Raw genomic sequence first — 25,006 nt, 5'->3', positions numbered from 1 at the left:
TACACCCCTGCTGATAAGTTATAGCTGAAATGACCCACGGATTTGATAGTTAATTCCTCTTATTTTTCCCTTGTCAGAGAGGAATTTCTGCGCAGGTCAGCCTTATCCTTACATAATTTGGGGTAAGTTGACTGTGATCGATCGAGAGAAACGACAAGAAACCCCTCAAAATATAAGGAGTTTCTTATTTCTAAGCAGGGAATTTGAACGCGAGCCGCTGCCCGGTGGCGCTTCGCTTACCGGGCCTACAAAATACCAATGTCGTAGGCCGGATACCGGATAAGCGTAGCGCTATCCGGCAAAATATTACGCCGGACGCACGCCCAGCGTGTGGCAAATGGCGTAGCTCATTTCCGCGCGATTCAGCGTGTAGAAGTGGAAATCTTTCACCCCTTCGCGGCTCAGAATTTTCACCATGTCCATGGCGATGTTCGCGCCCACCAGCTTGCGGGTTTCGGCGTCATCGTCGAGGCCGTCGAACATTGCCGACATCCAGGCAGGAATGCGCACGTTGGTCATGTCGGCAAATTTCTTCGCCTGCTTGAAGTTCGACACCGGCAAAATGCCCGGGATAATTTCCACATCGATGCCCGCCGAGACGCAGCGGTCACGGAAGCGCAGATAGCTTTCGACATCAAAGAAGAACTGGGTGATGGCGCGGTTTGCACCGGCTTCCACTTTACGTCGCAGGTTAAGCAGGTCCGCCTGTGCGCTTTTCGCTTCCGGGTGTACTTCCGGGTACGCTGCCACGGAGATATCAAAGTCGGCCACGTCTTTCAGCAAAGTGACCAGATCGGAGGCATACATTTCCGGCTTGCCGCTGCCTGGCGGCAGGTCACCACGCAGGGCGACGATATGACGGATGCCGTTGTTCCAGTAATCCTGGGCGATAGCACGCAGTTCGTCGCGCGTCGCATCGATACATGTCAGGTGCGGTACCGCTTCCAGACCAGTGCGATCTTTAATACCTTTGATGATGCTGTGCGTACGGTCGCGCTCGCCGGAGTTCGCCCCGTAGGTGACCGACACAAATTTCGGCTTCAGGCTGCTTAGGCGATCGATAGAGTTCCACAGGGTTTGCTCCATTTCACTGGTGCGCGGCGGGAAAAATTCGAAAGAAACGTTAATCTGCCCTGCAACTTCGGCCAGACTCTGGTTCAGCGCTTCCCGCTGGTTGGCGTGAAAAAAGCTCATACCTTACCCCTATCAATCACGTGTCATTATTGTTGTGTTGTAAACATCTATCCGTTTAGACGTCTGGATGTAAAAGTGCCCCAAAAGAGGTCAGGCGTCAATAGAAAAATCCGCGTAAAAAGTGAGTTCTCTGCAATCAAGATGAAAAATTTTCACCTCTCCGGTAAATGGAGCAGGCTGTGCTGTCAGAGAGCGATTTCCCGCACATAAATAGTTTGGCAACCCTCTCACACGCTCCCCGTCTGGTCACATTAACCACACTTTCACTATGGCATAGAATTTGAGAACTAGATCTCATATTTTTCACGCATTCGCCTACTAAACAAAAATTCAATTGCAGACGTTAATGACTTGTTTCACGATAAGTAGAACGTTCTACTATAACGTTATACCTAATATAAACAGGGTTACTAAAAGCACGCACGAAGAGGCGTCTATCGGGGGAAATCAGTATGAGTCTGATTCAAAGTGTTGTTAAATCGCTTTCCAAACTGTCGATGATTGGCCGCGCGCTGATGCTGCCGATCTCGCTTCTGCCCGCGGCGGGTTTGCTGCTGGCGTTCGGGGATAAATTCCATCTGCCGCTGATGATGAACGCCGGTGGGATTATCTTCGACAACCTGCCAATGCTGTTTGCCATCGGCTCTGCCGTCGGCCTGGCCTCCGAATCCGGCATCGCGGCGCTGTCCGCCGCCGTCTCCGTGTTTGTCACCAACATCACCATCAGCACCGTACTGGGCATTACGCCGGAAATGGCGGGACAAGGCGGGAAGTACGCGATGGTGGTGGGGATTCCTACCCTGCAGATGGGCGTCTTTGGCGGCCTGATTTGCGGCATCCTGGCGGCGTGGTGCTTTAACCGCTTCCACAAAATGCAGCTGCCTGAATTCCTCGGCTTCTTCTCCGGCAAACGCTTCGTGGCGATTGCCACCGCGCTGCTGTCGTTCGTGCTCGGTCTGATACTGCCATACATCTGGCAGCACATTCAGGCGGGTATCGATGCGCTGTCTGTGGTTATCAACGGAGATAATCAGGCAGCCTCGACCTTTATCTTCGGGCTGGTTGAACGTGCGCTGATTCCGCTCGGCCTGCCCCACATCTGGTATCCGTCGTTCTGGTACTCCTTCGGCGACTACACCACCCACGCCGGTCAGGTTATCCACGGCGACCAGACTATCTGGTTCAAAATGCTGGAAGAAGGGGTGAAATCCTTCAGCAGCGATACCTACCAGAACGCCGGTAAATTCATGCAGGGCGAGTTCCCGCTGATGCTGTTCGCGCTGCCAGCGGCCTGTCTGGCGATGTACCACGAAGCGCACACTAAGAATAAAAAAATCGCCGCCGGTATTCTGTTCTCCGCCGCGCTGACCTGCTTCCTGACCGGGATCACCGAGCCGGTTGAGTTCACCTTTATCTTCGTGGCGCCAATTCTCTACGTCTTCAACGCCATCATGGCCGGTCTCTCCTACATGGTGATGTATCTGCTGCATGCGCATATCGCCAAGTCGTTCTCGGCCGGGCTTATCGACTACATCTCCTTCGGGATCCTGCCGTCGTTTAACGGCTACCAGACCAACTTCCTGAACGCGATTATCGTCGGTATCCCGATGGGGCTGATTTACTACTTCACCTTCCGCTTTGTGATTCGCCGTTTCGACGTCAAAACGCCGGGCCGCACGGAAACCACGGTCAGCGCCAACGACAAAACCGACGAAGATCTGGCAACGGAGATTATCGACCTGCTGGGCGGCGAGCATAACATCGCTTCCGTGGGTTCCTGCATTACCCGCCTGCGTCTTGAAGTGGCGGATAAAAGGCCGGTGGACAAAGATGGGCTGAACAATATCGGCGCTCGCGGGGTCGTTTTCGTCGGCGATCACGGAATTCAGGTAATATTTGGCGCACGAGCGCAATTTATCGCAGAAACCATGTCGACGATGATTGGCAAATAATCATAAGATTATGATCGGTTGGAGGTTCCCGTTCTGATGGGAGCCTCCTTGTTTTGTGTGGATTAGCGTGACGGCTCAGGGAGCGATTTTTGAAGAAGGTCAGCATAATTGATGTCGCGAAGCGAGCGGGCGTATCGGTTTCTACCGTGTCGCTGGTGCTTCGCCAGAAAGGCAAAATCTCCGATGCCACCATCGAAAAAGTGCAGGCCGCCATTCTTGAGCTGGGCTACGTCCACAACGTCGCCGCCGCCAACCTTCGCGCAAACACTTCCAACCTGATTGGTCTTATTCTTCGCGACTTCAGCGACAGCTTTTCCATCAAAGTGATGGCGAGCATCGTGCAGGAACTGGAAGCGCAGGGCTATATGGTTTTTCTCGGTCAGCCGCTGAACGAGCATGAACACCTGGAGCGCTGCCTGCTGTCTTTCAAGCAACAAGGGGTTGCCGGGGTTATCTATCTGGCCTCCGATTCCCGCCGCGATACGTTACCCGCACAAATTCGTCAGTGCCCGCTGCCGCTGGTTGTTGTCTCGCAGTCACCCATTCAGGATGAGTGCAATCGTGTGCTGCGCGATAACCAACAGGCAGCAAGTCTGGCAACGCGCTATCTGCTTGAGCGCGGTCATCGCTATATCGCCTATCTCGGCGGCCTGGAGAACGACCTGATTCGCCAGCAGCGCCTCGTAGGATTTCGCAACACCCTCACCCGTCTTGGGATTACTCACCGCGAAGAGTTTATCCCTGCCTGCGGCGACGATACCTACGCCGCCAGCGTGGCCACGCGCCAACTGCTGGAAAACAACAACGCGATTACCGCACTGCTTTGCCACTCACCGGATGCCATGATCGGCTGTATTGATGGGATTCATAAGGTGGGACGCACGGTAGGTAAAGATGTCTTCCTGACGCAGCAGGTCGCTCTGATTGGCTTTGAGGATATGCTGCACATCAACCTCACGTCACCTGCCTTTACCTATGTCTCTTCCGCCAGTGAAGAGAGCGGACGGCAGGCAGCCACGCTGATGATCCGCAAGCTCAAAGAGCCTGCACTAGAGAATCAGTCGATTACGCTTTCCGGTCAGTTAGTGACCCGTGAGTCGGCCTGAGCCATCTCCAGAAGCCAGGCAAGACGCGCGGCATTTTCCGGTAACATTACCAGGCCACATTCCACGCAGAGCGCCGTTTCATCAATCGCCCGGAAAACCACGCCCTGGCGCTGAATAGCGGCAAATGAGGCGGGAAACAGGCTCAGCCCTTCGCCGCGAGCAATACGCGCCAGCAGCACATCATGTTCCAGAGGTTCTTCCAGGCAGGCAGGGACATAGCCAACACGACGGAAAATATCGCGGGTAAAGTCGAAGAAAGCCGGATTACGTTCGCGTTTAAACCAGAATAGCGGCCTGCCGTTCAGCGTGCTCAGCGTCAGTCGCTCTTGTTCCGCCTCCGCCCATTGTGCGGACAGCGCCGCAATCAGTGGCTCCTGCCGATTTAGCCGCGTAAGACTGAGCGCCGAGGTCTCCAGCGGTAGCGCGACCAGCGCGGCATCCAGTTTCCCCCGACGTACCTGACGCACCAGCTCCGGCGAGCCATGCCGTACCACGTGCAGCGCCTCCACCTGCGCCGCCAGCACGGCTTCCAGCGAAGCAAAAACGCCCTGCTCAAACGCGGTGGTCAGCCCTATGCGTAGCGACGGTGCTTCTGCCTGCGCGAGTTGGCTCAAGGCCATATAGGTCTCATCCTGCTGCGCCAGCAGCGGGCGAATAATCTCCAGCACCCGCAGTCCATCAGCCGTTAACGTCAGCCCCTTGGTATGCCGGACAAAAAGAGTCACCCCCAGCCGTTCTTCAAGCTGGCGAATATGGCGGCTTAACGGCGGCTGCGACATATATAACCTGTCAGCCGCGCGGCGCATGTTGTTCTCTTCCGCCACCACGGCAAAGTAGCGCAGCAGGCGGATATCCAGAGCGTGCAAGGGAGATGTCGTCATACCGAAAAGGTATCACGGAATCGGTATTATCTAAATGGAACCACGCGCCCTATCCTCTCGCTATACGCTAACTAACGAGGGGCTTATCATGAATTCAGAACGCTATATTACCGGCCAGAAAATGCTGCAACAGGTTGATGGGAAAGGGGGGGATGCCGTTGTCGATAGCCTGAAGGATATCGCGCCGGACTTCGCCCGCTATCTGCTTGAATTTCCGTTTGGCGATATTTATGCGCGTCCGGGTCTGGACCTTCGCAGTCGGGAAATTGCCACCGTCGCCGCGCTCACCGCCATGGGTAACGCCGCACCTCAGCTTAAGGTACACATCGCCGCTGCGCTGCACGTTGGCTTAACGCAGGACGAGATTATTGAGGTGATTATGCAGATGGCGGTTTATGCGGGATTTCCGGCGGCGCTAAACGGCCCGTTCGCCGCAAAAGAGGTGTTTGCGGCGAACAATGAACGCTAATTACAACAGCTGCGCCAGACGGTTGATATCCGACTGAATCGCCCCGGCGGTCACATCGCGACCGGCGCCCGGCCCACGAATCACCAGCGGGTTATCGCGGTACCAGCGGCTTTCAATCGCAAAGACGTTATCGCACGGCAGCAGCGATGCCAGCGGGTGCTCCTGACGCACGGCTTCTACGCCAACGCGGGCTTTACCGTTCGCATCGAATCGCGCCACGTAACGCAGCACCAGTCCCATCTCCTGCGCCGCTTCCAGGCGCTGGAGCATCTGCTCGTTGAGCTCATCGCCATTTTCAAAGAAGTGGTCGATTGAGCCCTCTTCACAGTGCGCGGGCACCAGAGACTCAACGCGTACCTGGTCCGGCTCGATATCGTAGCCCGCTTCACGCGCCAGAATCACCAGCTTACGCATCACGTCTTTACCGGAAAGGTCGACGCGTGGATCGGGTTCAGTCAGCCCCTGCTGCCAGGCCTGATCCACCAGTTCGGTAAACGGCACGCTGCCGTCGAACTGTAAGAACAGCCAGGAGAGCGTCCCGGAGAAGATACCGCTAATCGCCAGAATACTGTCGCCGCTGTCGATCAAGTCGCGCACGGTGTGGTTCACCGGCAGACCCGCGCCGACGGTCGCGTTATACAGCCAGTGGCGGCCGGTTTTATCGAACGCGTCGTGGATCTGGCGATATTTATCGCTGCTGCTGGCCCCGGCCAGCTTGTTGGCGCTGATCACGTGGAAACCGTGGCTGGCGAAATCAAGATACTGATCGGCCAACTGCGGGCTGGCGGTCACGTCCAGTACCACGAGATCGTCGTACGGGTGGGCGCGCATCCACAGGAACAGCGACTCTTCATCCTGTTCAATAGCTTCATCGTCGAAGAAGGCCAGCGCGCGGCTGGCGTCGAGCCCTTCATAGTTCAGCAGGCTGCGGCGGCTATCGACCACCCCGGCCAGCACAAACTCAAAACCGGTGCGGGCAGAAAGCGTGCTTTGCTCACGGGCAAACAGCTCCAGCCAGCGGGAACCAATATTGCCTTTGCCAAACAGCATCAGGCCGATACGTTTTTCCGCACGGAACAGCGACTGGTGCAAACCCTGAATCAGGCTTTCGGTTGGCCCTGCGCGCAGCACGGCGACCAGGCTGATGCCCTCTTCGGACTGCCAGGTAAACTCAACCGGCTGGCCTTTCAGTTGCTGCCAGAAACGGTGGCAGTGCAGTGGGTTACGGGTGACGCCCGCGCCTACCATTGCCACCAGCGCCAGACCCTGACGCAGGCGAAGCTCGCCCGGCAGGCCCGCTTCATCAAGAATTTTCAGCGCGCTGTCGGCCACTTCTGAGGTGTAGCAAAATTGCAGCAGCTTATGGTCAGCATGCACGCCTACCGCCAGTGGGCGGATTTGGGCGCGCTTGAGTAATTGGTCTATCTCTTTATACGCCAGCTTGAAGTCCTGGCTTGCCGGAACGCGGAACTCAATCAGGCAGACGTCATCATGGCTGGTAACAATACGCGCGCCGGTACCGGAAGCAAGCACGCGCTCAATGCGCGTAGAACCCTGATCCGGCGTATAGCTACAGCGTAATTGCAGGTCGATATCGCTGCCGGAAACCGGCTGCAAGGTACGAGCGTGGAGCACCGGTGCGGCAAGACGCGCCAGCTCGCTGGCTTCATCCAGACGCAGCAGCGGAAGCAGGCACGCATCTTTCACTTTACGCGGGTCGGCGCTGTACACCCCAGCCACGTCGCTCCAGATGGTGACGCGGGAAACCCCCGCCAGCGCACCGATTTGCGTCGCGGAGTAGTCAGAGCCGTTACGCCCCAGCAGCACGGTTTCACCCGCGTTGTTGCGGCTGATAAAACCGGTCACGACCAGACGTTTTCCCGGATGCTGCGCCAGAAGCTGTTGCAGCAGCGGATAAGAGAGACCTTCATCAACCTGCGGCTGCGCGGAGCGCTCGGCGCGTAAAAACGCGCGTGCATCCAGCCAGGCGGCGTCCAGACCTTGCAGCTTCAGGACTTCCGCCATCAAACGAGCCGACCACAGTTCACCATGACCGACCACTTCCGCATAAACCGCATCGCTGACGCCGTTATCCAGAAGCCCGGCCAGGCGTTCCAGGTCGTGAATGAAGTCAGCAATCATGCCGTCGGCAATCTCGGCAGGCAGCAGGCCGCTAATCAGATCGGACTGATAGCGGCGCAGCGTCTGCTGAACCTGATGCGCAGAGAGGCGGTCGGTCTGGCTGAGTTTCAGCCAGCTAATCAGCTGGTTGGTGGTGCTCCCTGCGGCGGAAACGACCATCATATCGCCGGGCTGAGAGTACTCCGTCATAATACCGGCAACGCGCAGGTAACACTTCACATCCGCCAGACTACTCCCACCAAATTTATGCAGCTGACGCTCTTTCGCCCCTGCCTGCGCAATCACACTCATGTTTACCCCTCTGCTGCGACCCGGAATCCATTTTCCAGATCGGCAATTAAGTCCTGGCTATCTTCAATACCGGTTGAGATACGCAGTAGCGTCTCAGAAATACCTGCGGCCGCGCGCGCTTCCGGGGCCATGCCCGCGTGGGTCATGGTGGCCGCGTGAGAAATCAGGCTCTCTACCCCACCCAGCGATTCCGCCAGTGTGAAGAGCGACAGCCCACTCAGGAAGCGACGCAGCGTCTGTTCGTCACCGTTCAGTTCAAAGCTCAGCATCGCACCAAACCCTTTCTGCTGGCGAGCGGCAATTTCATGCCCCTGGTTATCCGGCAAAGAAGGATGATACAGCTTTTTCACCAGCGGCTGGGTTTTCAGGAAATCGACAATCGCCTGGGCGTTGCGCTGCGCCACGTCCATACGTGGTACGAGCGTACGCAGGCCGCGCAGCAGCAGATAGCTGTCGAACGCGCCGCCGGTGACGCCGATATTATTCGCCCACCATGCCAGTTCTGTGACCGTTTCTGGATCTTTTGCAATCACCACGCCGGCGACCACATCGGAGTGGCCGTTCAGATATTTGGTGCAGGAGTGCAGGACCAGATCCGCTCCGAGCGACAGCGGGTTTTGCAGCGCTGGGCTCAGGAAGGTGTTATCCACCACGCTGACCGCACCGGCGTCACGCGCCAGTTGGCAGATTTTCGCAATATCCACCACGCGCAGCAGCGGGTTGCTTGGGCTTTCGACCAGCACTAGCTTTGGTTTTTCCGCCAGCGCCGCTTTTAACGCTTCATCATTGCCCTGATCGACAAACAGCACGCGATAGCAGCCACGTTTTGCCAGGCTGTCGAACAGACGGTAGCTGCCGCCGTAGCAGTCGTGTGGGGCAACCAGTAGGTCGCCAGGCTTGAGGAATACGGTAGTCACCAGATGAATCGCCGACATGCCCGTATTGGTCAGAACCGCGCCTGCGCCTCCTTCCAGTTCGGCCAGCGCCCGCTGAACCACATCACGCGTCGGGTTACCGCGACGTGAATAGTCATGCGCACGCGGCTCGTTAAAGCCGGTAAAGTTATAGGTACTGGAAAGATGAATGGGCGGGACAACACAACCATACTGCTCGTCGTCATTTAATCCGCTACGCACTGCGATGGTGGCCTGTTTACGGGTCATGAGGATTCGTTCCTGGCAAGGTCGGTGAAAAGTCGGACTCCAGAGTAAACATTGTTACCATAGCCGTCAATACATCTAGACTTCTAAACTTCTTTGCGTATAGATTGAGCTATTGGCAAATAGCCGTTAAAATTATATGCATTAGCGCACATCTGCGAAGCCGAAGCTCGTGTCACAGCAGGGCTCTGTACGGTAAACTACGCGCGATCACGGCCGTGACCCGGCCTGTTAACTTATGACTAGAGGATTAAAGGTATCTCATGGCTGAATGGAGCGGCGAATATATCAGCCCATACGCTGAGCACGGTAAGAAGAGTGAGCAAGTAAAAAAAATTACGGTTTCCATTCCTCTGAAGGTGTTGAAGATCCTCACCGATGAACGCACGCGTCGTCAGGTGAACAACCTGCGTCACGCCACCAACAGCGAACTGCTGTGTGAAGCGTTCCTGCATGCATTTACCGGTCAACCGTTACCTAACGATGAAGACCTGCGTAAAGAGCGCAGCGATGAAATTCCGGAAGCGGCGAAAGATATTATGCGTGAACTGGGGATTGACCCGGATACGTGGGAGTACTGATTTGCTGACAAAGCCGGGAAACGTCAACGTTTTCCGGCTTTTTTATTGATGACCCTGAAGCGGAACGCCAGACATAAAAAAACCGCCTCATGAGGCGGTTTTCTATAATTTGTTCAGTGTCTTAGAAGCGAGTCACTTCAGGATGCAGCTCAGACATAGAGATCAGGTAGGAAACAAAAACGTTTTTGATTGCAGTCAGCATAGTCACACCTTTACCCGTATTAATCTTGAGGTCATTTGATGTGCAGATAATAACCGCATCCGGTGTGCCCTGCAACTTTTTTGTGACCAATATCACAAAAAATAGCGTATGCAGCTGCCGTTTGGAAAAATAAAAGGCGGTAAGAGTGCCCCACCGCCTTTTCTACTCTGTATTACTTGCTGATCCCGTTGAATTTATTCAACGTTTCTTCCATTTTGAGCGTCTCTTTACGGTTCAGCGGATAGAAATAGATCAAGATAGCGGCCGCCAGGAACAGACATAAGGCTGGTAGCAGGTTCGCCATGGTGTAAATATTTTCCTGCACAATACGGGTTTGTACGGCACCACCTGTTGATGAAGACTGGTAGCCAATGATCGCCAGCATAAAGCCACCAATAGCCCCAGCGCACGCCTGGCCTATCTTACGAGCAAAGAAGTTCACACCATACACGGTGCCATCCTCACGGTCGCCGGTCACATACTGGTGATAATCGCAAACATCGGTCATAAACGCCCAGATCATCAGGTTGAATAAGCCCGCCCCGAGCGTCGCCAGGAACAGGAAAACCAGATAGACTTTCGGGTCTGTAATGTGAATGAAGTACATCAGCACATACATCACCACCGCAAAGAGCAGCGCACCCACGCTGGCTTCTTTTTTGCCAAACCGCCTGGTGAGCCATGATGCCGACGGCGCCAGCAATACCAGAGATCCAAAGGTAAACAGTAAGGCGACGGACATGGCCTCTTTATTGTGGAAATAGTCGTTGAACAGGTACGTCATATTTGTACCTGAAAGGCCCTGGTTAATCACAATCAGCAGGTCCACAACAACTAATACGATCAGTGCTTTATTACGCAGCAGCCCTTTGAGCAAAACAGAAACAGGCATGCTCTCTTTTCTCTCCACCCGTACGCGTTCCGTCGTTAAGTGGCAGGTCAGGCTTAAGAAGATAAAACCCAGCACCGCGCAGCCAATGGCAATCCAGAAAAAGTGCTGCCCGGAAATAACCTGACTGCCGTCAACCAGGGTGGTGTACATCAGGATAGGGATAAAGAAGCCGGTAGCCCCACCACCGATTGCCGACCCAACGCTACGATAGGTTGAGAGCGACACACGATCTTCCGGGTTAGAGCTAATTGCCGCTGACATTGCACCGTAAGGGATACTGACGGTCGATAGCAGTGAACCGTAAATAAAATAGGAGCAGCAAATATAGATAATTTTCGCCGTATAAGAAAAATCATGTACAAACGGCAAAAACAGGACGACCGCAATAATACAGAACGGATACTTCATGCGACGCACCCAAGGGTTAAAACGTCCATGAGCGGTCAGTTTAGACGTATCACATAGGCGCCCAACGCCAACGTCGACAAACGCATCAAAGAGCTTGGTCACAAAATAGAGCGACCCAACAATCACACCGGAAACCCCGAGTACGTTCGTGTAATAAATCATTAAGAAACTGTTGACCAACCCGAGAATAAAACAGGTTCCCAGGTCACCACATAAATAACCAATTTTGTCTCTGAATCCGAAAGGTCTGACCGCTATATTTTTATTGCAGCCAGCGATATCTCCATCACTCGACATGATGTCAACTCCTTAGACACATTATTCACGCAAATTATGCGCACATCCTGATGCACCGTTAAATAAACGGAATACGGGAACTCATTATTAGAAGTTGTAACCGAGGCCGATACGATAACGCGTCTGGCGATCGTCGGTGGTTGTCGTGTTATAACCGGAGGAAACGTTACCGATTTCAACAAAAGGAATCCACGAATCAATGTTATAAGCGACGCGGAAGTTATATTCGTAATCATCTTTGCCGTTATTGTAGAGATCTTCGCTATCCGCAACTTTATAAATGCCGTTCAGCTCAAACATCCAATTATCGATGTTATAACCCAACCAGGCCTCTGGACGATAAACGGTGCGGTCATCGCGCCCATCTCCGTTACGACGGGCATACTCCGTACGGTAGCGGAAAGCCGTCCACCAGTTATCATTAATATTATACTGGACGCGGATATAGGGCTTGTAGATTGCCATATCATCACCCGTCTCAACGGCTATCCCTGGCTGCCAGATAAAACCTTTCCATTCAAATTGATAGCTAGCCGTATACTCTGCACTATTAGACTCCATATTGTTTAGCGCATGGTTCGACTCTTTCTCATCGGAGCGAGATACCGCTTCAACGGCGACGCCAAAACCGGTCGCAAAACGATTCGACATATACACACGATCGTAGTTACGACCATCATCATAGTACTCATGACGATAGTCTACGTAACCCGCATGCGCAGCGCCGGATAATAGTGGAAGAAGTAATAAGGCATATTTCATTTTCATGGTAATTACTCTTTAAAATAATCAGCAACCAGTCCAATCCTCGCTGAGCTATCCGCGCAATGAGTCAAGGCTATTTATTTGTATTTATTTACGCTGATATTTTATTTTGTAATTTACGGTTACACCTTTTTATTACTGCCAACCAACAATGAAAAATGGCAAAAAACTCAAGATGAATAAGATGCAGATCACCAACAACAATGATTAGTTGCTATAAATAGGTTACCAGACAAATATAATTAAAATGAATCCAATAATAAAATTTACTCAGAAATAAAAATAGCGCTGCTATAAATATATATTTTTCTTATTTATTAAAAAAAGCATTCAGCAATAAAATGGAATGAATTATAAAGATAGGCGGAAAGCCGCGCCGTTTTTCGGGCACAAAAAAAGCGCCCTGAGGCGCTTTTTTCGCTTGGCAACTTACTTGCTGCCTGGGATGCTGAAACGCTTGTTGAAGCGGTCAACACGGCCACCGGTAGCAACATCACGCTGCTTGCCAGTATAGAACGGGTGGCATTTACCGCACACGTCCAGGTTCAGGTCGTGACCAACGGTAGAGCGGATCTGCATGACGTTACCGCAAGAACAAGTTGCAGTAATTTCTTCGTATTTCGGGTGAATATCTTTTTTCATGGGGAAAACCTCGGTTAAGGCCGCGTCGCTCTTCCAGCCCTAACGCCAGACACCACGCGATGTTAATAGTATAGGTCGATGATACAAAGATGCATCAAAGGCCGCGAATCATACAGAATTTGACCAACAGATGCAAACTGATCCGCGTTCCCTTACCACAATGTGTATACTGTCTCGCCAGATTTCAAGTCAGGAAGAAAACATGCCCGTTGCTCACGTTGCCCTGCCTGTTCCGCTGCCCCGCACCTTCGACTACCTGCTGCCTGATGACCTCAGCGCGAAAGCAGGCTGCCGCGTGCGCGTGCCGTTTGGTAAACAGGAGCGCGTGGGGATCGTCGTCTCGGTCAACGAGAGCAGCGAGCTGCCGCGCGATGAGCTAAAAGCGGTCATTGAGGTGTTGGACGGCGAACCGGTCTTCTCCACTTCCGTCTGGCGGCTGCTGCTGTGGGCAGCAGACTATTACCATCACCCTATTGGCGACGTGTTGTTCCATGCGCTGCCCATTTTGCTGCGCCAGGGGAAACCTGCCAGCGCCACGCCGCAGTGGTTCTGGTTTGCCACTGAGCAGGGTCAGGCGGTGGACATTAACAGCCTGAAGCGCTCGCCAAAACAACAGCAGGCGCTGGCCGCACTGCGTCAGGGGAAGATCTGGCGCCATCAGGTCGCGGAGCTGGAGTTTAATGAAAGCGCAATGCAGTCGCTGCGCGCCAAAGGGTTTTGCGAGCTGGGCAGTATTGCGCCGGAAACTATCGACTGGCGCACCACCTATTCCGTACCTGGCGAACGTCTGCGCCTGAATACCGAACAGGCAACCGCCGTAGGAGCGATTCACAGCGCGTCCGACGAATTTTCCGCCTGGCTGCTGGAAGGCATCACGGGTTCGGGAAAAACGGAAGTCTACCTCAGCGTGCTGGAAAACGTGCTGGCGCAGGGTAAGCAAGCGCTGGTAATGGTGCCGGAAATCGGCCTGACGCCGCAAACTATCGCCCGCTTCCGCGAGCGCTTTAATGCACCGGTAGAAGTGCTGCACTCGGCGCTGAACGACAGCGAGCGCATGGCCGCCTGGCTCAAGGCCAAAAGCGGTGAAGCGGCGATCGTCATCGGTACCCGTTCATCGCTGTTTACGCCGTTTAAAAATCTTGGCGTCATTGTCATCGATGAAGAGCACGACAGCTCCTACAAGCAGCAGGAAGGCTGGCGCTACCACGCCCGCGACCTTGCGGTATGGCGTGCGCACAGCGAGCAGATCCCCATTATCCTCGGATCGGCAACACCGGCGTTGGAAACCCTGCTCAACGTACGCCAGCACAAGTATCGCCTGCTGCGCTTAACTCGTCGCGCGGGTAACGCCCGTCCGGCGACCCAGCACGTGCTGGATTTAAAAGGGCAGCAGCTTCAGGCCGGGCTCTCACCGGCGCTGATCAACCGTATGCGCCAGCATTTGCAGGCCGACAACCAGGTCATTTTATTCCTTAACCGCCGCGGGTTCGCCCCTACGCTGCTGTGCCACGACTGCGGCTGGATTGCCGAATGTCCGCGCTGCGACAGCTACTACACGCTGCACCAGGCACAGCATCATCTGCGCTGCCACCACTGTGACAGCCAGCGCCCTATCCCACGCCAGTGCCCATCCTGCGGCTCAACGCACATGGTGCCGGTGGGCTTGGGTACCGAGCAGTTGGAGCAAGTATTAGGCCCGATGTTCCCCGGCGTGCCGCTCTCGCGTATCGACCGCGATACCACCAGCCGCAAAGGCGCGCTGGAACAGCATCTGGCGGAAGTACATCGCGGTGGCGCGCGTATTCTGATTGGTACCCAGATGCTGGCGAAAGGCCACCACTTCCCTGACGTCACGCTGGTTGCCCTGCTGGACGTAGACGGCGCGTTGTTCTCCGCTGATTTCCGCTCGGCAGAACGTTTTGCCCAGCTTTATACCCAAGTTTCCGGCCGCGCCGGACGCGCGGGTAAACAGGGCGAAGTGGTTTTGCAAACGCACCATCCCGACCACCCGCTGCTGCAAACGTTGCTTTATAAAGGCTACAACGCCTTCGCCGAGCAGGCGCTGGCGGAACGCCAGACCATGCAGTTGCCGCCATACACCAGCCACGTGCTGATTCGCGCCGAAGATCACAACAATCAGCAGGCGCCAGTGTTCCTGCAACAGCTGCGTAACCTGATACAGGCCAGCCCGCTGGCGGATGACAAACTGTGGGTGATTGGCCCGGTTCCGGCGCTGGCAGCGAAACGTGGCGGCCGCTACCGCTGGCAGATACTGCTACAGCACCCTTCACGCATTCGCCTGCAGCATATTGTCACGGCGAGCCTCGCGCTCATCAATACGCTGCCGGAATCCCGCAAGGTGAAGTGGGTTCTCGACGTTGACCCAATCGAAGGTTAATGCAGAGTTGCGAGCGGGATCTAGAAATCAAACAAACATCACATTTCTGATGAAAATTCTGTAACGGATCCCCCTAACTATCTGATAAAAGTGTGTCAGATGTCAGGTCACATAGGACGTGCCTGCGCCAGTTAGCGAGGAGAAATCAGGTGAAGGCTAAAAAACCGGTTGTTGCCGCAACCATGAAGGATGTTGCCCTACAAGCGAATGTCTCTACGGCAACCGTATCTCGTGCATTGATGAACCCAGAGAAAGTCTCGCAGGCCACGCGTAACCGCGTAGAGCAAGCGGCGCTGGAAGTGGGCTACCTGCCGCAGATGCAGGGGCGTAACATGAAGCGCAATGAGTCGCGCACTATTCTGGTTATCGTTCCGGATATCTGCGATCCCTTCTTTAGCGAAGTGATCCGCGGGATCGAGGTGACGGCTGCAGCACAGGGCTATCTGGTGCTGATTGGCGACTGTGCTCACCAGAATCAGCAGGAAAAAACCTTCATCGATTTAATCATCACCAAGCAAATTGACGGCATGCTGCTGCTGGGTTCGCGTCTGCCGTTCGACGCCAGCATTGAAGAACAGCGCAATCTGCCGCCAATGGTGATGGCTAACGAATTTGCTCCCGAGCTGGGGCTGCCGACGGTACACATCGACAACCTCACCGCCTCGTTTGATGCCGTTAACTATCTTCACGAACTCGGCCACCAGCGCATCGCCTGTATCGCCGGGCCGGAAGAGATGCCGCTGTGCCATTATCGTCTACAAGGCTACGTGCAGGCGCTGCGTCGCTGTGGTATTACCGTCGACCTTCACTATATCGCCCGCGGCAACTTCACCTATGAAGCCGGCGCTAACGCACTGGAACAGCTGCTGGCGCTGCCTCAGCCACCAACCGCCATTTTCTGCCACAGCGATATTATGGCGCTGGGCGCACTCTCTTACGCTAAACGTCAGGGGCTGAAAGTCCCGGATGACCTGTCCATTATTGGCTTCGATAACATCTCGCTGGCTGAATTTTGCGACCCACCGCTAACCACGGTTTCTCAACCACGTTTCGATATTGGTCGGGAAGCCATGCTGCTGTTGCTGAATCAACTGAGCGGGCAGTTTGTTGATAGTGGTTCGCGTCTGCTGGATTGCGAACTGATCATTCGTGGCAGCACAAGCAAAATTTGATGTAAAGCAGGGTGCTTTAGGACTTGCTTGTCTGGTCAAAGCCCCGTCGCTTAAGTAACATGTCGGGCTAACTAACGGAAAAAGACAGCGAAACGATAGTGGCACAACGAGACTATGTACGCCGCAGCCAACAGGCACCTTCGCGGCGCAAGAACAGCGCTTCACGGAATACACGGAAAAAGCAAAGTAACTTTCCGGCAGTCTCTCCTGCCATGGTGGCGATTGCTGCCGCAGTTGTCGTCGCCTTTATCGGCGGTTTGTACTTCATTACGCACCATAAGAAAGAAGAGTCTGAAGCACTCCAGAGCCGCCAGGTGACCGGGAATGGCCTTCCGCCGAAGCCGGAAGAACGCTGGCGCTATATCAAAGAGCTGGAAAGTCGCCAGCCAGGCGTTCGTGCGCCAACCGAACCGTCTGCGGGCGGGGAAGTGATTAACCCGAATCAGCTAACCGACGAGCAGCGCCAGCTGTTGGCCCAGATGCAGGCGGATATGCGCCAGCAGCCAACGCAGCTGACGGAAGTGCCGTGGAACGAGCAAACGCCAGCGCAGCGCCAGCAAACCTTGCAGCGCCAGCGCCTTGCGCAGCAGGCTCAGCAACAGCAGTGGTCGCAGCAGCAGGTCGTACAGCAGCCACAAACGCGCGCGCCGCAGCCGGTTCAGCAGACGCATCAAACCCAGCAGGCGCCAAAGGCAACGGTCTCCAACAAGGCGCCGTATCAGGATCTGCTGCAAACACCAGCGCACACCGCCGCCTCGCAGCCAAAAGCGCAGAGCAATAACGGTATCCCGGAAGTGCGTGAAGTGACACCGCCGCCGAAGCCAGAGAAAAAAGACGATCGTCGCTGGATGGTACAGTGCGGTTCGTTCAAAGGTGCTGAGCAGGCGGAAACCGTCCGTGCGCAACTGGCGTTTGAAGGCTTTGATTCCAGAATCACCACCAACAACGGCTGGAATCGCGTGGTCATCGGCCCGGTCAAAGGCAAAGAAAACGTCGATAACACCATCGCCCGTCTGAAGTTGGCAGGTCACGGAAACTGCATTAGGCTCGCCTCCGGGGGTTGAAACCCCCAAAAACTCCCCCATCTATACTTACATTCTGCCCCGTACGCGTGACTGCGATACGGGGCCTGTCTATACACGAAATCATTCGAGCTGCATCACAACATGCTTTAGCATGTTGAACAGCGCTTGCGCTGGCCCCGAAGGGGCGAGGCTGTAAGCCGAGTAACGCGGCAAGAGAACGAATCCCCAGGAGCGTACATAAGTACGTGACTGGGGTGAGTGAACGCAGCCAACGCAGAGGCAGCTTGAAGGATGATGTGTATATCTCGTATTTGCAACAAAGGGGTCTGCTCGTGACAACAATAGTAAGTGTTCGCCGTAACGGCCACGTCGTAATCGCCGGTGATGGTCAGGCCACGTTGGGCAATACCGTCATGAAAGGCAACGTGAAAAAAGTCCGCCGTCTGTATAACGACAAAGTGATCGCTGGTTTTGCTGGCGGTACCGCGGACGCCTTCACGCTGTTCGAACTGTTTGAACGTAAGCTGGAAATGCACCAGGGCCATCTGGTCAAAGCCGCCGTTGAGCTGGCGAAAGACTGGCGTACCGACCGTATGCTGCGCAAGCTGGAAGCCCTGCTGGCGGTCGCGGACGAAACCGCATCGCTTATCATCACCGGGAACGGTGACGTCGTGCAGCCAGAAAACGACCTGATTGCTATCGGCTCTGGCGGCCCGTACGCCCAAGCCGCGGCCCGCGCCATGCTGGAAAACACCGAGCTTAGCGCGCGCGAGATTGCTGAAAAAGCGTTGGATATCGCAGGCGACATCTGCATCTATACCAACCATTTCCACACCATTGAAGAATTACCGTCTAAGGCGTAAGGATCTCCCATGTCTGAAATGACCCCACGCGAAATTGTCAGCGAGCTGAACAAACACATTATCGGTCAGGACGCGGCTAAGCGTTCTGTTGCTATCGCCTTACGTAACCGCTGGCGCCGTATGCAGCTCGACGAAGAGCTGCGCCACGAAGTGACGCCGAAAAACATTCTGATGATCGGCCCAACCGGCGTCGGTAAAACCGAAATCGCCCGTCGTCTGGCGAAGCTCGCCAACGCACCGTTCATCAAAGTCGAAGCCACTAAGTTCACCGAAGTGGGCTATGTGGGTAAAGAAGTGGATTCTATCATCCGCGATCTGACTGATTCTGCTATCAAAATGGTACGCGTTCAGTCTATCGAGAAGAACCGCTACCGCGCAGAGGAGATGGCCGAAGAGCGCATTCTTGACGTGCTGATCCCGCCGGCTAAAAACAACTGGGGCCAGGCAGAGCAGCAGGCCGAGCCTTCCGCCGCACGCCAGGCATTCCGTAAGAAACTGCGTGAAGGCCAGCTGGACGACAAAGAGATTGAAATTGATCTCGCCGCTGCGCCAATGGGCGTCGAAATCATGTCCCCTCCGGGCATGGAAGAGATGACCAGCCAGCTGCAATCCATGTTCCAGAACCTGGGCGGCCAGAAGCAGAAACCGCGCAAGCTGAAAATCAAAGATGCGATGAAGCTGCTGATTGAAGAAGAAGCAGCGAAGCTGGTGAACCCAGAAGAGCTGAAGCAAGACGCAATCGACGCGGTTGAGCAGCACGGTATCGTGTTCATCGACGAAATCGACAAAATCTGTAAGCGCGGCGAATCCTCCGGCCCGGACGTTTCCCGTGAAGGCGTACAGCGCGACCTGCTGCCGCTGGTTGAAGGCTGCACCGTCTCCACTAAACACGGTATGGTCAAAACCGACCACATCCTGTTTATCGCCTCCGGCGCATTCCAGGTGGCGAAGCCGTCTGACCTGATCCCTGAATTACAGGGCCGTCTGCCGATTCGCGTAGAGCTGCAGGCGCTGACCACCAGCGACTTCGAGCGTATCCTGACCGAGCCAAATGCTTCTGTTACCGTACAGTACAAAGCGCTGATGGCCACCGAAGGCGTGAACATCGAGTTCACCGAATCCGGTATCAAGCGTATCGCCGAAGCGGCATGGCAGGTCAACGAAACCACCGAGAACATCGGTGCCCGTCGTCTGCATACCGTTCTGGAACGTCTGATGGAAGATATCTCCTATGACGCCAGCGACCTCAACGGTCAAAGCATCACAATTGATGCGGAATATGTGAGCAAACATCTGGATGCATTAGTCGCAGATGAAGATCTGAGCCGTTTTATCCTATAATCGCGGTCACTGCATTTTCATCTTTAATTGATGGGGCTGAAAAGCCCCATTTTTATTGGCTAATTATTATGACAAATACACCTGTAAGCCGCTCTCAGGCCTGGCTGGAAAGTCTGCGTCCGAAAACGTTACCTCTGGCCTGCGCGGCAATCGTCGTCGGCACCGCGCTGGCGTGGTGGCAAGGGCACTTTAACGCGGGCGTTGCCGTGCTGGCGCTAATCACCGCAAGCCTGCTGCAAATTCTCTCTAACCTCGCCAACGACTATGGTGATGCGGTGAAAGGCAGCGATAAGCCGGACCGTATCGGGCCGCTGCGCGGTATGCAAAAAGGGGTTATCACCAAAGAGCAGATGAAGCGCGCGCTGATCATCACCGTCGGGCTTATCTGCGTCTCTGGTCTTGCTCTGCTGTTTACCGCTTCACAGACTACCGGTGATTTTATCGGCTTCCTGGTGCTGGGGCTGCTGGCGATTATTGCCGCCATCACCTACACCGTCGGCACGCGTCCGTATGGCTACATTGGCCTTGGCGATGTCTCGGTGCTGATATTCTTCGGCTGGCTGAGCGTTATTGGTAGCTGGTATTTACAGACGCACACCTTGAGCAGCGCCATTATTCTGCCTGCGACCGCCTGCGGTTTGCTGGCAACGGCGGTGCTGAATATCAATAACCTGCGCGATATCGACAGCGACCGGGAGAACGGTAAGAACACGCTGGCCGTGCGTTTAGGGCCGGTTAACGCCCGCCGTTACCACGTCTGCCTACTGATGGGGACGCTGGTCTGCCTGGCACTATTCAACCTGCTCTCGCTGCATAGTCCGTGGGGCTGGCTGTTTATTCTCAGCGCGCCGTTGCTGGTGAAACAAGCGCGTTTTGTGATGCGCGAGCGCTCCCCACAGGCGATGCCGCCAATGCTGGAAAGAACGGTAAAAGGGGCGTTGTTAACTAACCTGCTGTTCGTCATCGGAATTGTGCTGAGCAAGACGCTAGCTTAACTGACAAATATCAATTAACAATTGATGATTTTGCCAACAATGCGTAGAGCGCGATATACTAAAATCACTCGCAGCGACTGAGCGTTAATCCTATGAAATACGATACTTCCGAGCTTTGCGACATCTACCAGGAAGATGTCAACGTAGTAGAACCCCTGTTCTCTAACTTTGGCGGACGGCTGTCGTTTGGTGGACAAATCATCACCGTAAAATGTTTCGAGGATAACGGGTTGCTGTACGATCTGCTCGAACAGAACGGCCGTGGCCGCATTCTGCTGGTCGACGGCGGCGGTTCTGTCCGTCGCGCGCTGATCGACGCCGACCTCGCCCGCCTGGCCACTCAGAACGAGTGGGAAGGCATCGTGGTATACGGTGCGGTGCGTCAGGTCGATGATTTAGAAGAGTTGGATATCGGCATTCAGGCGATTGCCGCCATTCCGGTTGGTGCCGCGGGCGAAGGCATCGGCGAAAGCGACGTTCGCGTCAACTTCGGCGGCGTAACCTTCTTCTCCGGCGACCATCTCTATGCCGACAATACCGGCATTATCCTGTCGGAAGACGCACTGGATATCGAATAAGCGCCTTACGCGTACAAAAAAGCCTTCTCATTGAGAAGGCTTTTTTTTCACTCGAATCTGCCCGTTTCCGGGTAAACGCGACTTAGTACAGCTGTTTAGCGCATTCCAGCCAGTCACCTTTGAACGGACGCTTCATGTTTTCGATAGCGTCGATGATGTCATGGTGAACCAGTTTTTCGTTCTGAATACCGACACAGCGGCCGCCGAAGCCCTGCTGCAGCAGTTCAATCGCGTACGCGCCCATGCGGGATGCCAGGATACGGTCGTAAGGAACCGGGGAGCCGCCGCGCTGGATGTGGCCCAGAACGGTTGCACGGGTTTCACGGCCAGTTTCTTTCTCGATAAAGTGCGCCAGCTCGTCAACGTCACACATATGTTCGGTAATCGCCACGATCGCGTGTTTCTTACCTTTGGCGATGCCCGCTTTGATTTCGGCAACCAGGTCGTCGCGTTTGAATTCGATTTCCGGAACGACGATAAACTCACAGCCGCCCGCGATAGCCGCAGCCAGAGTCAGGTCGCCGCAGTAACGGCCCATGACTTCCACAACGGAGATACGCTGGTGAGAAGAAGAGGTGTCACGCAGACGGTCAATTGCTTCCACCACGGTGCTCAGGGCAGTGAAGAAACCAATGGTGTAGTCGGTGCCTTTGATGTCGTTATCAATGGTGCCCGGCAGGCCGATGCATGGGAAGCCCATTTCGGTCAGACGCACGGCACCCATGTAGGAGCCGTCACCGCCGATAACAACCAGCGCATCGATACCGCGTTTTTTCAGGTTTTCGATAGCCACGGCACGGATGTTTTCATCACGGAATTCTGGGAAACGCGCGGAGCCCAGGAAGGTGCCGCCACGGTTAATCATGTCAGACACGCTGTAACGGTCGAGCTGTACCATACGGTCTTCGTACAGGCCCAGATAACCGTCATAGATGCCCATGACTTCAATGCCTTCCGTCAATGCTGCGCGCACAACACCGCGAATGGCGGCGTTCATACCCGGCGCATCACCGCCACTTGTCAACACACCGATTTTCTTAATCATGACTACCTCTGAACTTAGGAATGCTAAAAATTAATTCTTCTGCCCGAAGCGCTCCCACAGTTGTAGGGGGGAGAGAACGACTCTATGTAGAGATAGTATATCAAGCGCTTCTTGCTGAATTGATTCAGGTCAGGCTAACCGGCGGTTATTTATACAAATAATGCCGACTTAGCTCACATTTAATACAACCACTGCGAAAGTTCAAACGTCTCTGTTTGCCTGCAGCATAACAGAGCACGGATCCTGATGAATAATCACGTCGGACCCAGGAAAACGATGCAAAATCGCCTGCTCCACCTGATCGGCAACGTGATGCGCCTGAACCAGCGGCAGGTTGTCTTCCATTTCAATATGAATCTGAATAAAGCGGGTCGGCCCTGACTGCCGCGTTCGGAGATCGTGAGCACCGCTTACACCAGGCCAGGTGGTCACGATGTCGAAAATTTCCTGACGTTCTTCATCGGGCAGCGCGCGATCCAATAACGATTGCACCGCTTCGTACCCCATGCGTAACGCGCTATATAGAATATAGATGCCAATTCCTAATGCAAACAGCGCATCGGCGCGATGCCAGCCGTACCAGGAGAGGCCGAGCGCAACAAGAATCGCGCCGTTCATCATAACATCAGACTGATAATGAAGCATATCCGCGCGTACGGCCTGGCTCTGGGTTTTTCTGACCACCCATCGCTGAAACGTCACGAGGACTAATGTACTGATAAGCGCAATCACCGTCACTACCACGCCGATGCCCGGCTGGCTCATTGGCGTCGGCCGGGCCAGATGCTGGATCCCGGTCAAAAACAGGAACAGCGCCGAACCCGAAATAAACATACTTTGTGCCAGCGCCGCCAACGATTCGGCCTTACCGTGACCAAAAGTATGCTCCTCATCCGCCGGTTGCAGCGAATAGCGCACCACCAGCAAGTTGGTCAGCGAGGCGGCGATATCCACTAGCGAATCCACCAGCGCCGCCAGAATACTGACCGACCCGGTATACCACCACGCAAAGATTTTAATCACCAGCAGCACGGAAGCCATGACCGTTGCGGCGATTGCTGCACGACTTACCAGTCGTCCATAAGATTGATTCATAAACACTCCTGCTTTCGATCTGCGTAGTATAGCGGAATGTATGAGGGGTGCGCGGTGACGAATTTAAGACAAAAAAACCCCCTCATCATGAGGGGGAAGACAGGGATGGTGAAGAAATCCGGCCAGTAACACAATGGAATAAAAGGATTTATTCTAATCTTCGTCTACATTTTGACTACACTTCGACAAAAAAAGCCCCGTGCATTACGGGGCTGCACACCGCATTACTTCCATCCACACGCTTTTTGAAGTGGCTTCAATGCCTCAGACAGACCAGCAACATCAAATGTCGCGCTCACGGGACTTTCATTGTAAGGCGTGATCTGAGTAAACATTGAGTTAGCCTGGCTCAGCGCCTTGACGAACTCAATGACATTGCCACGATAAAATACCGATTTGGTATCGCTAGATATGTCCCATGTTTTCGTTTTTGCCTTCTGTTTATCCAAGCGAGATAACATCTGTGTTTCGTTCAACCCAAGATAGGTATCCCAATTGAGGAAAAGTTCTGTTTTTTTCTCGCGGCAAGTGATGTAAAGACTTGGTGTGATCGATTCCCCAAACTGTGACCGGAAAGAATCATTAGCAGAAAGGCTAATATAAACATTCTCTGAATCATCCACGGGTGAAGTTTTCGTGGATACCTGCCATTTTCCAACACCTACTACTGGCTTAGCCTCTTCGGCTACTTTCGGTGGAAGAACCTTATCGTAACAAGCTAAACGCGCATCACTTTTTTCCTCGGATTGGCATTTCATTAATGCGTCATTGTTAATATCGGCTTTAACTGGTTCTACCGCATACGCTGTTGATACAGCAGAAGAGCAAAGCGCCATAGCAATGATTATCTTTTTCATACCATTACCTTTCATGATTTCGGGCGAGTAAAGAAAACAAACATTCCGATAATGATATCGCCAATAACCCAGATGGTTCCCAGCATCATCATCCCCAGCCCCGTACCAATTGCGGCTCCGGCCCGTTCTGCGTCTGAGGCTGCGTTATTGATAACGTCACTACTGCCGCCAGCCCCGGCAAAAATGCAATAGATCATAAAGATGTTAAACAGGATAAAAATCCATTTAACGATCTTGCCAAATAATGAGCGCTTCGGCTTTCTGACCTGATGGCCGCAAGACGGGCATTTAAACGCTGAATCACTAATTTCTTTACTGCATTCCGGGCAGTTTACTAATGCCATTTTCCTAGACTCCATAGACATGGTTACATAACCGCCATAAAGCCTATCAGTTGATTTTGTTTGAATAAATAAAAATTAACCCGCCATATAGGCGGGTTATTTTAGAGTGCCAGCGATAACTGATCTTCGCCGTGGTGACTTCGTGGAAAAGCTTCTTGTGGCACCATCGCGCCGGGCGCTGGCTGGGTCTGATTTAGTGAACCGTCTATTTCCGTCATGCTGGTGAAACAGTACCCGCACAACATATTTTGACACTGGTGATAGCTGCGCCGTACAAGCAAACTCAGCTCAACGCTGGTTCTGGTTTTTGC

General features: G+C 54.1%; 23 protein-coding genes. 11 read left to right on the top strand and 12 right to left on the bottom strand.

What is annotated here, in order from left to right:
* Window positions 1-306 precede the first annotated feature (306 nt).
* Window positions 307-1,194 (bottom strand): methylenetetrahydrofolate reductase, encoded by an 888-nt coding sequence (gene metF, locus RDN66_RS23460; protein ID WP_035892378.1) that lies wholly within the window; start codon window positions 1,192-1,194, stop codon window positions 307-309.
* A 452-nt stretch (window positions 1,195-1,646) separates the two neighbouring features.
* Here metF and RDN66_RS23455 point away from each other — a divergent pair, with 452 nt between their 5' ends.
* Complete coding sequence (locus tag RDN66_RS23455; RefSeq protein ID WP_308538218.1) at window positions 1,647-3,146, top strand: PTS transporter subunit EIIC; 1,500 nt, start codon at window positions 1,647-1,649, stop codon at window positions 3,144-3,146.
* 89 nt (window positions 3,147-3,235) lie between these two features.
* Window positions 3,236-4,252 carry a Mal regulon transcriptional regulator MalI gene (gene malI, locus RDN66_RS23450; RefSeq protein WP_202216832.1) on the top strand — a complete coding sequence of 339 codons (1,017 nt, stop codon included), beginning with the start codon at window positions 3,236-3,238 and terminating at the stop codon, window positions 4,250-4,252.
* On the opposite strand, the gene RDN66_RS23445 is transcribed toward malI, so the two are convergent.
* Window positions 4,225-5,133 (bottom strand): LysR family transcriptional regulator, encoded by a 909-nt coding sequence (locus RDN66_RS23445; protein ID WP_202216833.1) that lies wholly within the window; start codon window positions 5,131-5,133, stop codon window positions 4,225-4,227. The two genes, malI and RDN66_RS23445, sit on opposite strands and share 28 nt — an antisense overlap.
* An 88-nt stretch (window positions 5,134-5,221) precedes the next feature.
* Here RDN66_RS23445 and RDN66_RS23440 point away from each other — a divergent pair, with 88 nt between their 5' ends.
* Window positions 5,222-5,602 carry a carboxymuconolactone decarboxylase family protein gene (locus tag RDN66_RS23440; RefSeq protein ID WP_308538217.1) on the top strand — a complete coding sequence of 127 codons (381 nt, stop codon included), beginning with the start codon at window positions 5,222-5,224 and terminating at the stop codon, window positions 5,600-5,602.
* On the opposite strand, the gene RDN66_RS23435 is transcribed toward RDN66_RS23440, so the two are convergent.
* Window positions 5,603-8,035, bottom strand: coding sequence for a bifunctional aspartate kinase/homoserine dehydrogenase II (locus RDN66_RS23435; RefSeq protein WP_202216835.1), 2,433 nt, complete (start codon window positions 8,033-8,035; stop codon window positions 5,603-5,605).
* A gap of 2 nt (window positions 8,036-8,037) precedes the next feature.
* Window positions 8,038-9,198 (bottom strand): cystathionine gamma-synthase, encoded by a 1,161-nt coding sequence (gene metB / locus RDN66_RS23430; RefSeq protein WP_035892372.1) that lies wholly within the window; start codon window positions 9,196-9,198, stop codon window positions 8,038-8,040.
* A 260-nt stretch (window positions 9,199-9,458) separates the two neighbouring features.
* On the opposite strand from metB, the gene metJ reads away from it, so the two are divergent.
* A complete protein-coding gene (gene metJ / locus RDN66_RS23425; RefSeq protein ID WP_202216836.1) occupies window positions 9,459-9,776 on the top strand; it encodes a met regulon transcriptional regulator MetJ in 318 nt (105 codons plus the stop codon).
* A gap of 374 nt (window positions 9,777-10,150) precedes the next feature.
* On the opposite strand, the gene RDN66_RS23420 is transcribed toward metJ, so the two are convergent.
* From RDN66_RS23420 to rpmE, 3 genes are all read right to left on the bottom strand, one after another.
* Window positions 10,151-11,575 carry an MFS transporter gene (locus RDN66_RS23420; protein WP_202216837.1) on the bottom strand — a complete coding sequence of 475 codons (1,425 nt, stop codon included), beginning with the start codon at window positions 11,573-11,575 and terminating at the stop codon, window positions 10,151-10,153.
* Window positions 11,576-11,662: 87 nt separating this feature from the next.
* On the bottom strand, window positions 11,663-12,343 hold the full coding sequence (locus RDN66_RS23415) for an oligogalacturonate-specific porin KdgM family protein (RefSeq protein WP_202216838.1): 681 nt from the start codon (window positions 12,341-12,343) through the stop codon (window positions 11,663-11,665).
* Between the two features lie 426 nt (window positions 12,344-12,769).
* Window positions 12,770-12,982, bottom strand: a complete 213-nt coding sequence (gene rpmE, locus RDN66_RS23410) for a 50S ribosomal protein L31 (protein ID WP_035892364.1) — start codon at window positions 12,980-12,982, stop codon at window positions 12,770-12,772.
* 202 nt (window positions 12,983-13,184) lie between these two features.
* On the opposite strand from rpmE, the gene priA reads away from it, so the two are divergent.
* From priA to rraA, 7 genes are all read left to right on the top strand, one after another.
* On the top strand, window positions 13,185-15,380 hold the full coding sequence (priA, locus tag RDN66_RS23405; RefSeq protein ID WP_202216839.1) for a primosomal protein N': 2,196 nt from the start codon (window positions 13,185-13,187) through the stop codon (window positions 15,378-15,380).
* Window positions 15,381-15,529: 149 nt separating this feature from the next.
* Window positions 15,530-16,552 (top strand): DNA-binding transcriptional regulator CytR, encoded by a 1,023-nt coding sequence (gene cytR, locus RDN66_RS23400; protein ID WP_308538216.1) that lies wholly within the window; start codon window positions 15,530-15,532, stop codon window positions 16,550-16,552.
* 98 nt (window positions 16,553-16,650) lie between these two features.
* Window positions 16,651-17,616, top strand: coding sequence for a cell division protein FtsN (gene ftsN, locus RDN66_RS23395; protein ID WP_115073658.1), 966 nt, complete (start codon window positions 16,651-16,653; stop codon window positions 17,614-17,616).
* Window positions 17,617-17,909: 293 nt separating this feature from the next.
* The gene (gene hslV, locus RDN66_RS23390) at window positions 17,910-18,440 is read left to right on the top strand and encodes an ATP-dependent protease subunit HslV (RefSeq protein WP_035892358.1); all 531 of its coding nucleotides are present in this window, start codon (window positions 17,910-17,912) and stop codon (window positions 18,438-18,440) included.
* 9 nt (window positions 18,441-18,449) lie between these two features.
* Window positions 18,450-19,781, top strand: a complete 1,332-nt coding sequence (gene hslU, locus RDN66_RS23385; protein ID WP_123651619.1) for an HslU--HslV peptidase ATPase subunit — start codon at window positions 18,450-18,452, stop codon at window positions 19,779-19,781.
* A 68-nt stretch (window positions 19,782-19,849) separates the two neighbouring features.
* Window positions 19,850-20,776: a 1,4-dihydroxy-2-naphthoate polyprenyltransferase gene (gene menA / locus RDN66_RS23380; protein WP_035892356.1), complete on the top strand. Its 927-nt coding sequence runs from the start codon at window positions 19,850-19,852 to the stop codon at window positions 20,774-20,776.
* Window positions 20,777-20,868: 92 nt separating this feature from the next.
* Window positions 20,869-21,354: a ribonuclease E activity regulator RraA gene (gene rraA, locus RDN66_RS23375; RefSeq protein WP_035892355.1), complete on the top strand. Its 486-nt coding sequence runs from the start codon at window positions 20,869-20,871 to the stop codon at window positions 21,352-21,354.
* A gap of 82 nt (window positions 21,355-21,436) precedes the next feature.
* Here rraA and pfkA read toward each other — a convergent pair whose 3' ends face one another.
* The 5 genes from pfkA to RDN66_RS23350 form a co-directional block, all read right to left on the bottom strand.
* A complete protein-coding gene (gene pfkA, locus RDN66_RS23370; RefSeq protein ID WP_035892353.1) occupies window positions 21,437-22,399 on the bottom strand; it encodes a 6-phosphofructokinase in 963 nt (320 codons plus the stop codon).
* 201 nt (window positions 22,400-22,600) lie between these two features.
* A complete protein-coding gene (fieF, locus tag RDN66_RS23365; protein WP_035892352.1) occupies window positions 22,601-23,494 on the bottom strand; it encodes a CDF family cation-efflux transporter FieF in 894 nt (297 codons plus the stop codon).
* Between the two features lie 224 nt (window positions 23,495-23,718).
* On the bottom strand, window positions 23,719-24,351 hold the full coding sequence (locus RDN66_RS23360) for a type VI secretion system-associated protein TagO (protein ID WP_308538215.1): 633 nt from the start codon (window positions 24,349-24,351) through the stop codon (window positions 23,719-23,721).
* Between the two features lie 11 nt (window positions 24,352-24,362).
* Window positions 24,363-24,695: a hypothetical protein gene (locus RDN66_RS23355; protein ID WP_032654118.1), complete on the bottom strand. Its 333-nt coding sequence runs from the start codon at window positions 24,693-24,695 to the stop codon at window positions 24,363-24,365.
* 101 nt (window positions 24,696-24,796) lie between these two features.
* The coding region (locus RDN66_RS23350; RefSeq protein WP_308538214.1) for an ogr/Delta-like zinc finger family protein at window positions 24,797-25,006 on the bottom strand (210 nt) is incomplete at its 5' end.

This window comes from uncultured Kluyvera sp. (assembly GCF_902485085.1).
Classification (GTDB): domain Bacteria; phylum Pseudomonadota; class Gammaproteobacteria; order Enterobacterales; family Enterobacteriaceae; genus Kluyvera; species Kluyvera ascorbata.
The sequence above is the reverse complement of the archived record's forward strand: the minus strand, read 5'-3'. Positions and strand labels throughout refer to the sequence as shown.

Excerpts from the sequence above, each read along its gene's own strand:
- hslU (WP_123651619.1), top strand. The coding sequence starts at position 18,450 with ATGTCTGAAATGACCCCACGCGAAATTGTCAGCGAGCTGAACAAACAC.
- rraA (WP_035892355.1), top strand. The coding sequence starts at position 20,869 with ATGAAATACGATACTTCCGAGCTTTGCGACATCTACCAGGAAGATGTC.
- metB (WP_035892372.1), bottom strand. The coding sequence starts at position 9,198 with ATGACCCGTAAACAGGCCACCATCGCAGTGCGTAGCGGATTAAATGAC.
- RDN66_RS23455 (WP_308538218.1), top strand. The coding sequence starts at position 1,647 with ATGAGTCTGATTCAAAGTGTTGTTAAATCGCTTTCCAAACTGTCGATG.
- metJ (WP_202216836.1), top strand. The coding sequence starts at position 9,459 with ATGGCTGAATGGAGCGGCGAATATATCAGCCCATACGCTGAGCACGGT.
- menA (WP_035892356.1), top strand. The coding sequence starts at position 19,850 with ATGACAAATACACCTGTAAGCCGCTCTCAGGCCTGGCTGGAAAGTCTG.
- RDN66_RS23360 (WP_308538215.1), bottom strand. The coding sequence starts at position 24,351 with ATGAAAAAGATAATCATTGCTATGGCGCTTTGCTCTTCTGCTGTATCA.
- rpmE (WP_035892364.1), bottom strand. The coding sequence starts at position 12,982 with ATGAAAAAAGATATTCACCCGAAATACGAAGAAATTACTGCAACTTGT.
- metF (WP_035892378.1), bottom strand. The coding sequence starts at position 1,194 with ATGAGCTTTTTTCACGCCAACCAGCGGGAAGCGCTGAACCAGAGTCTG.
- fieF (WP_035892352.1), bottom strand. The coding sequence starts at position 23,494 with ATGAATCAATCTTATGGACGACTGGTAAGTCGTGCAGCAATCGCCGCA.
- RDN66_RS23440 (WP_308538217.1), top strand. The coding sequence starts at position 5,222 with ATGAATTCAGAACGCTATATTACCGGCCAGAAAATGCTGCAACAGGTT.
- RDN66_RS23445 (WP_202216833.1), bottom strand. The coding sequence starts at position 5,133 with ATGACGACATCTCCCTTGCACGCTCTGGATATCCGCCTGCTGCGCTAC.
- RDN66_RS23435 (WP_202216835.1), bottom strand. The coding sequence starts at position 8,035 with ATGAGTGTGATTGCGCAGGCAGGGGCGAAAGAGCGTCAGCTGCATAAA.
- RDN66_RS23420 (WP_202216837.1), bottom strand. The coding sequence starts at position 11,575 with ATGTCGAGTGATGGAGATATCGCTGGCTGCAATAAAAATATAGCGGTC.
- priA (WP_202216839.1), top strand. The coding sequence starts at position 13,185 with ATGCCCGTTGCTCACGTTGCCCTGCCTGTTCCGCTGCCCCGCACCTTC.
- pfkA (WP_035892353.1), bottom strand. The coding sequence starts at position 22,399 with ATGATTAAGAAAATCGGTGTGTTGACAAGTGGCGGTGATGCGCCGGGT.
- RDN66_RS23355 (WP_032654118.1), bottom strand. The coding sequence starts at position 24,695 with ATGGCATTAGTAAACTGCCCGGAATGCAGTAAAGAAATTAGTGATTCA.
- RDN66_RS23415 (WP_202216838.1), bottom strand. The coding sequence starts at position 12,343 with ATGAAAATGAAATATGCCTTATTACTTCTTCCACTATTATCCGGCGCT.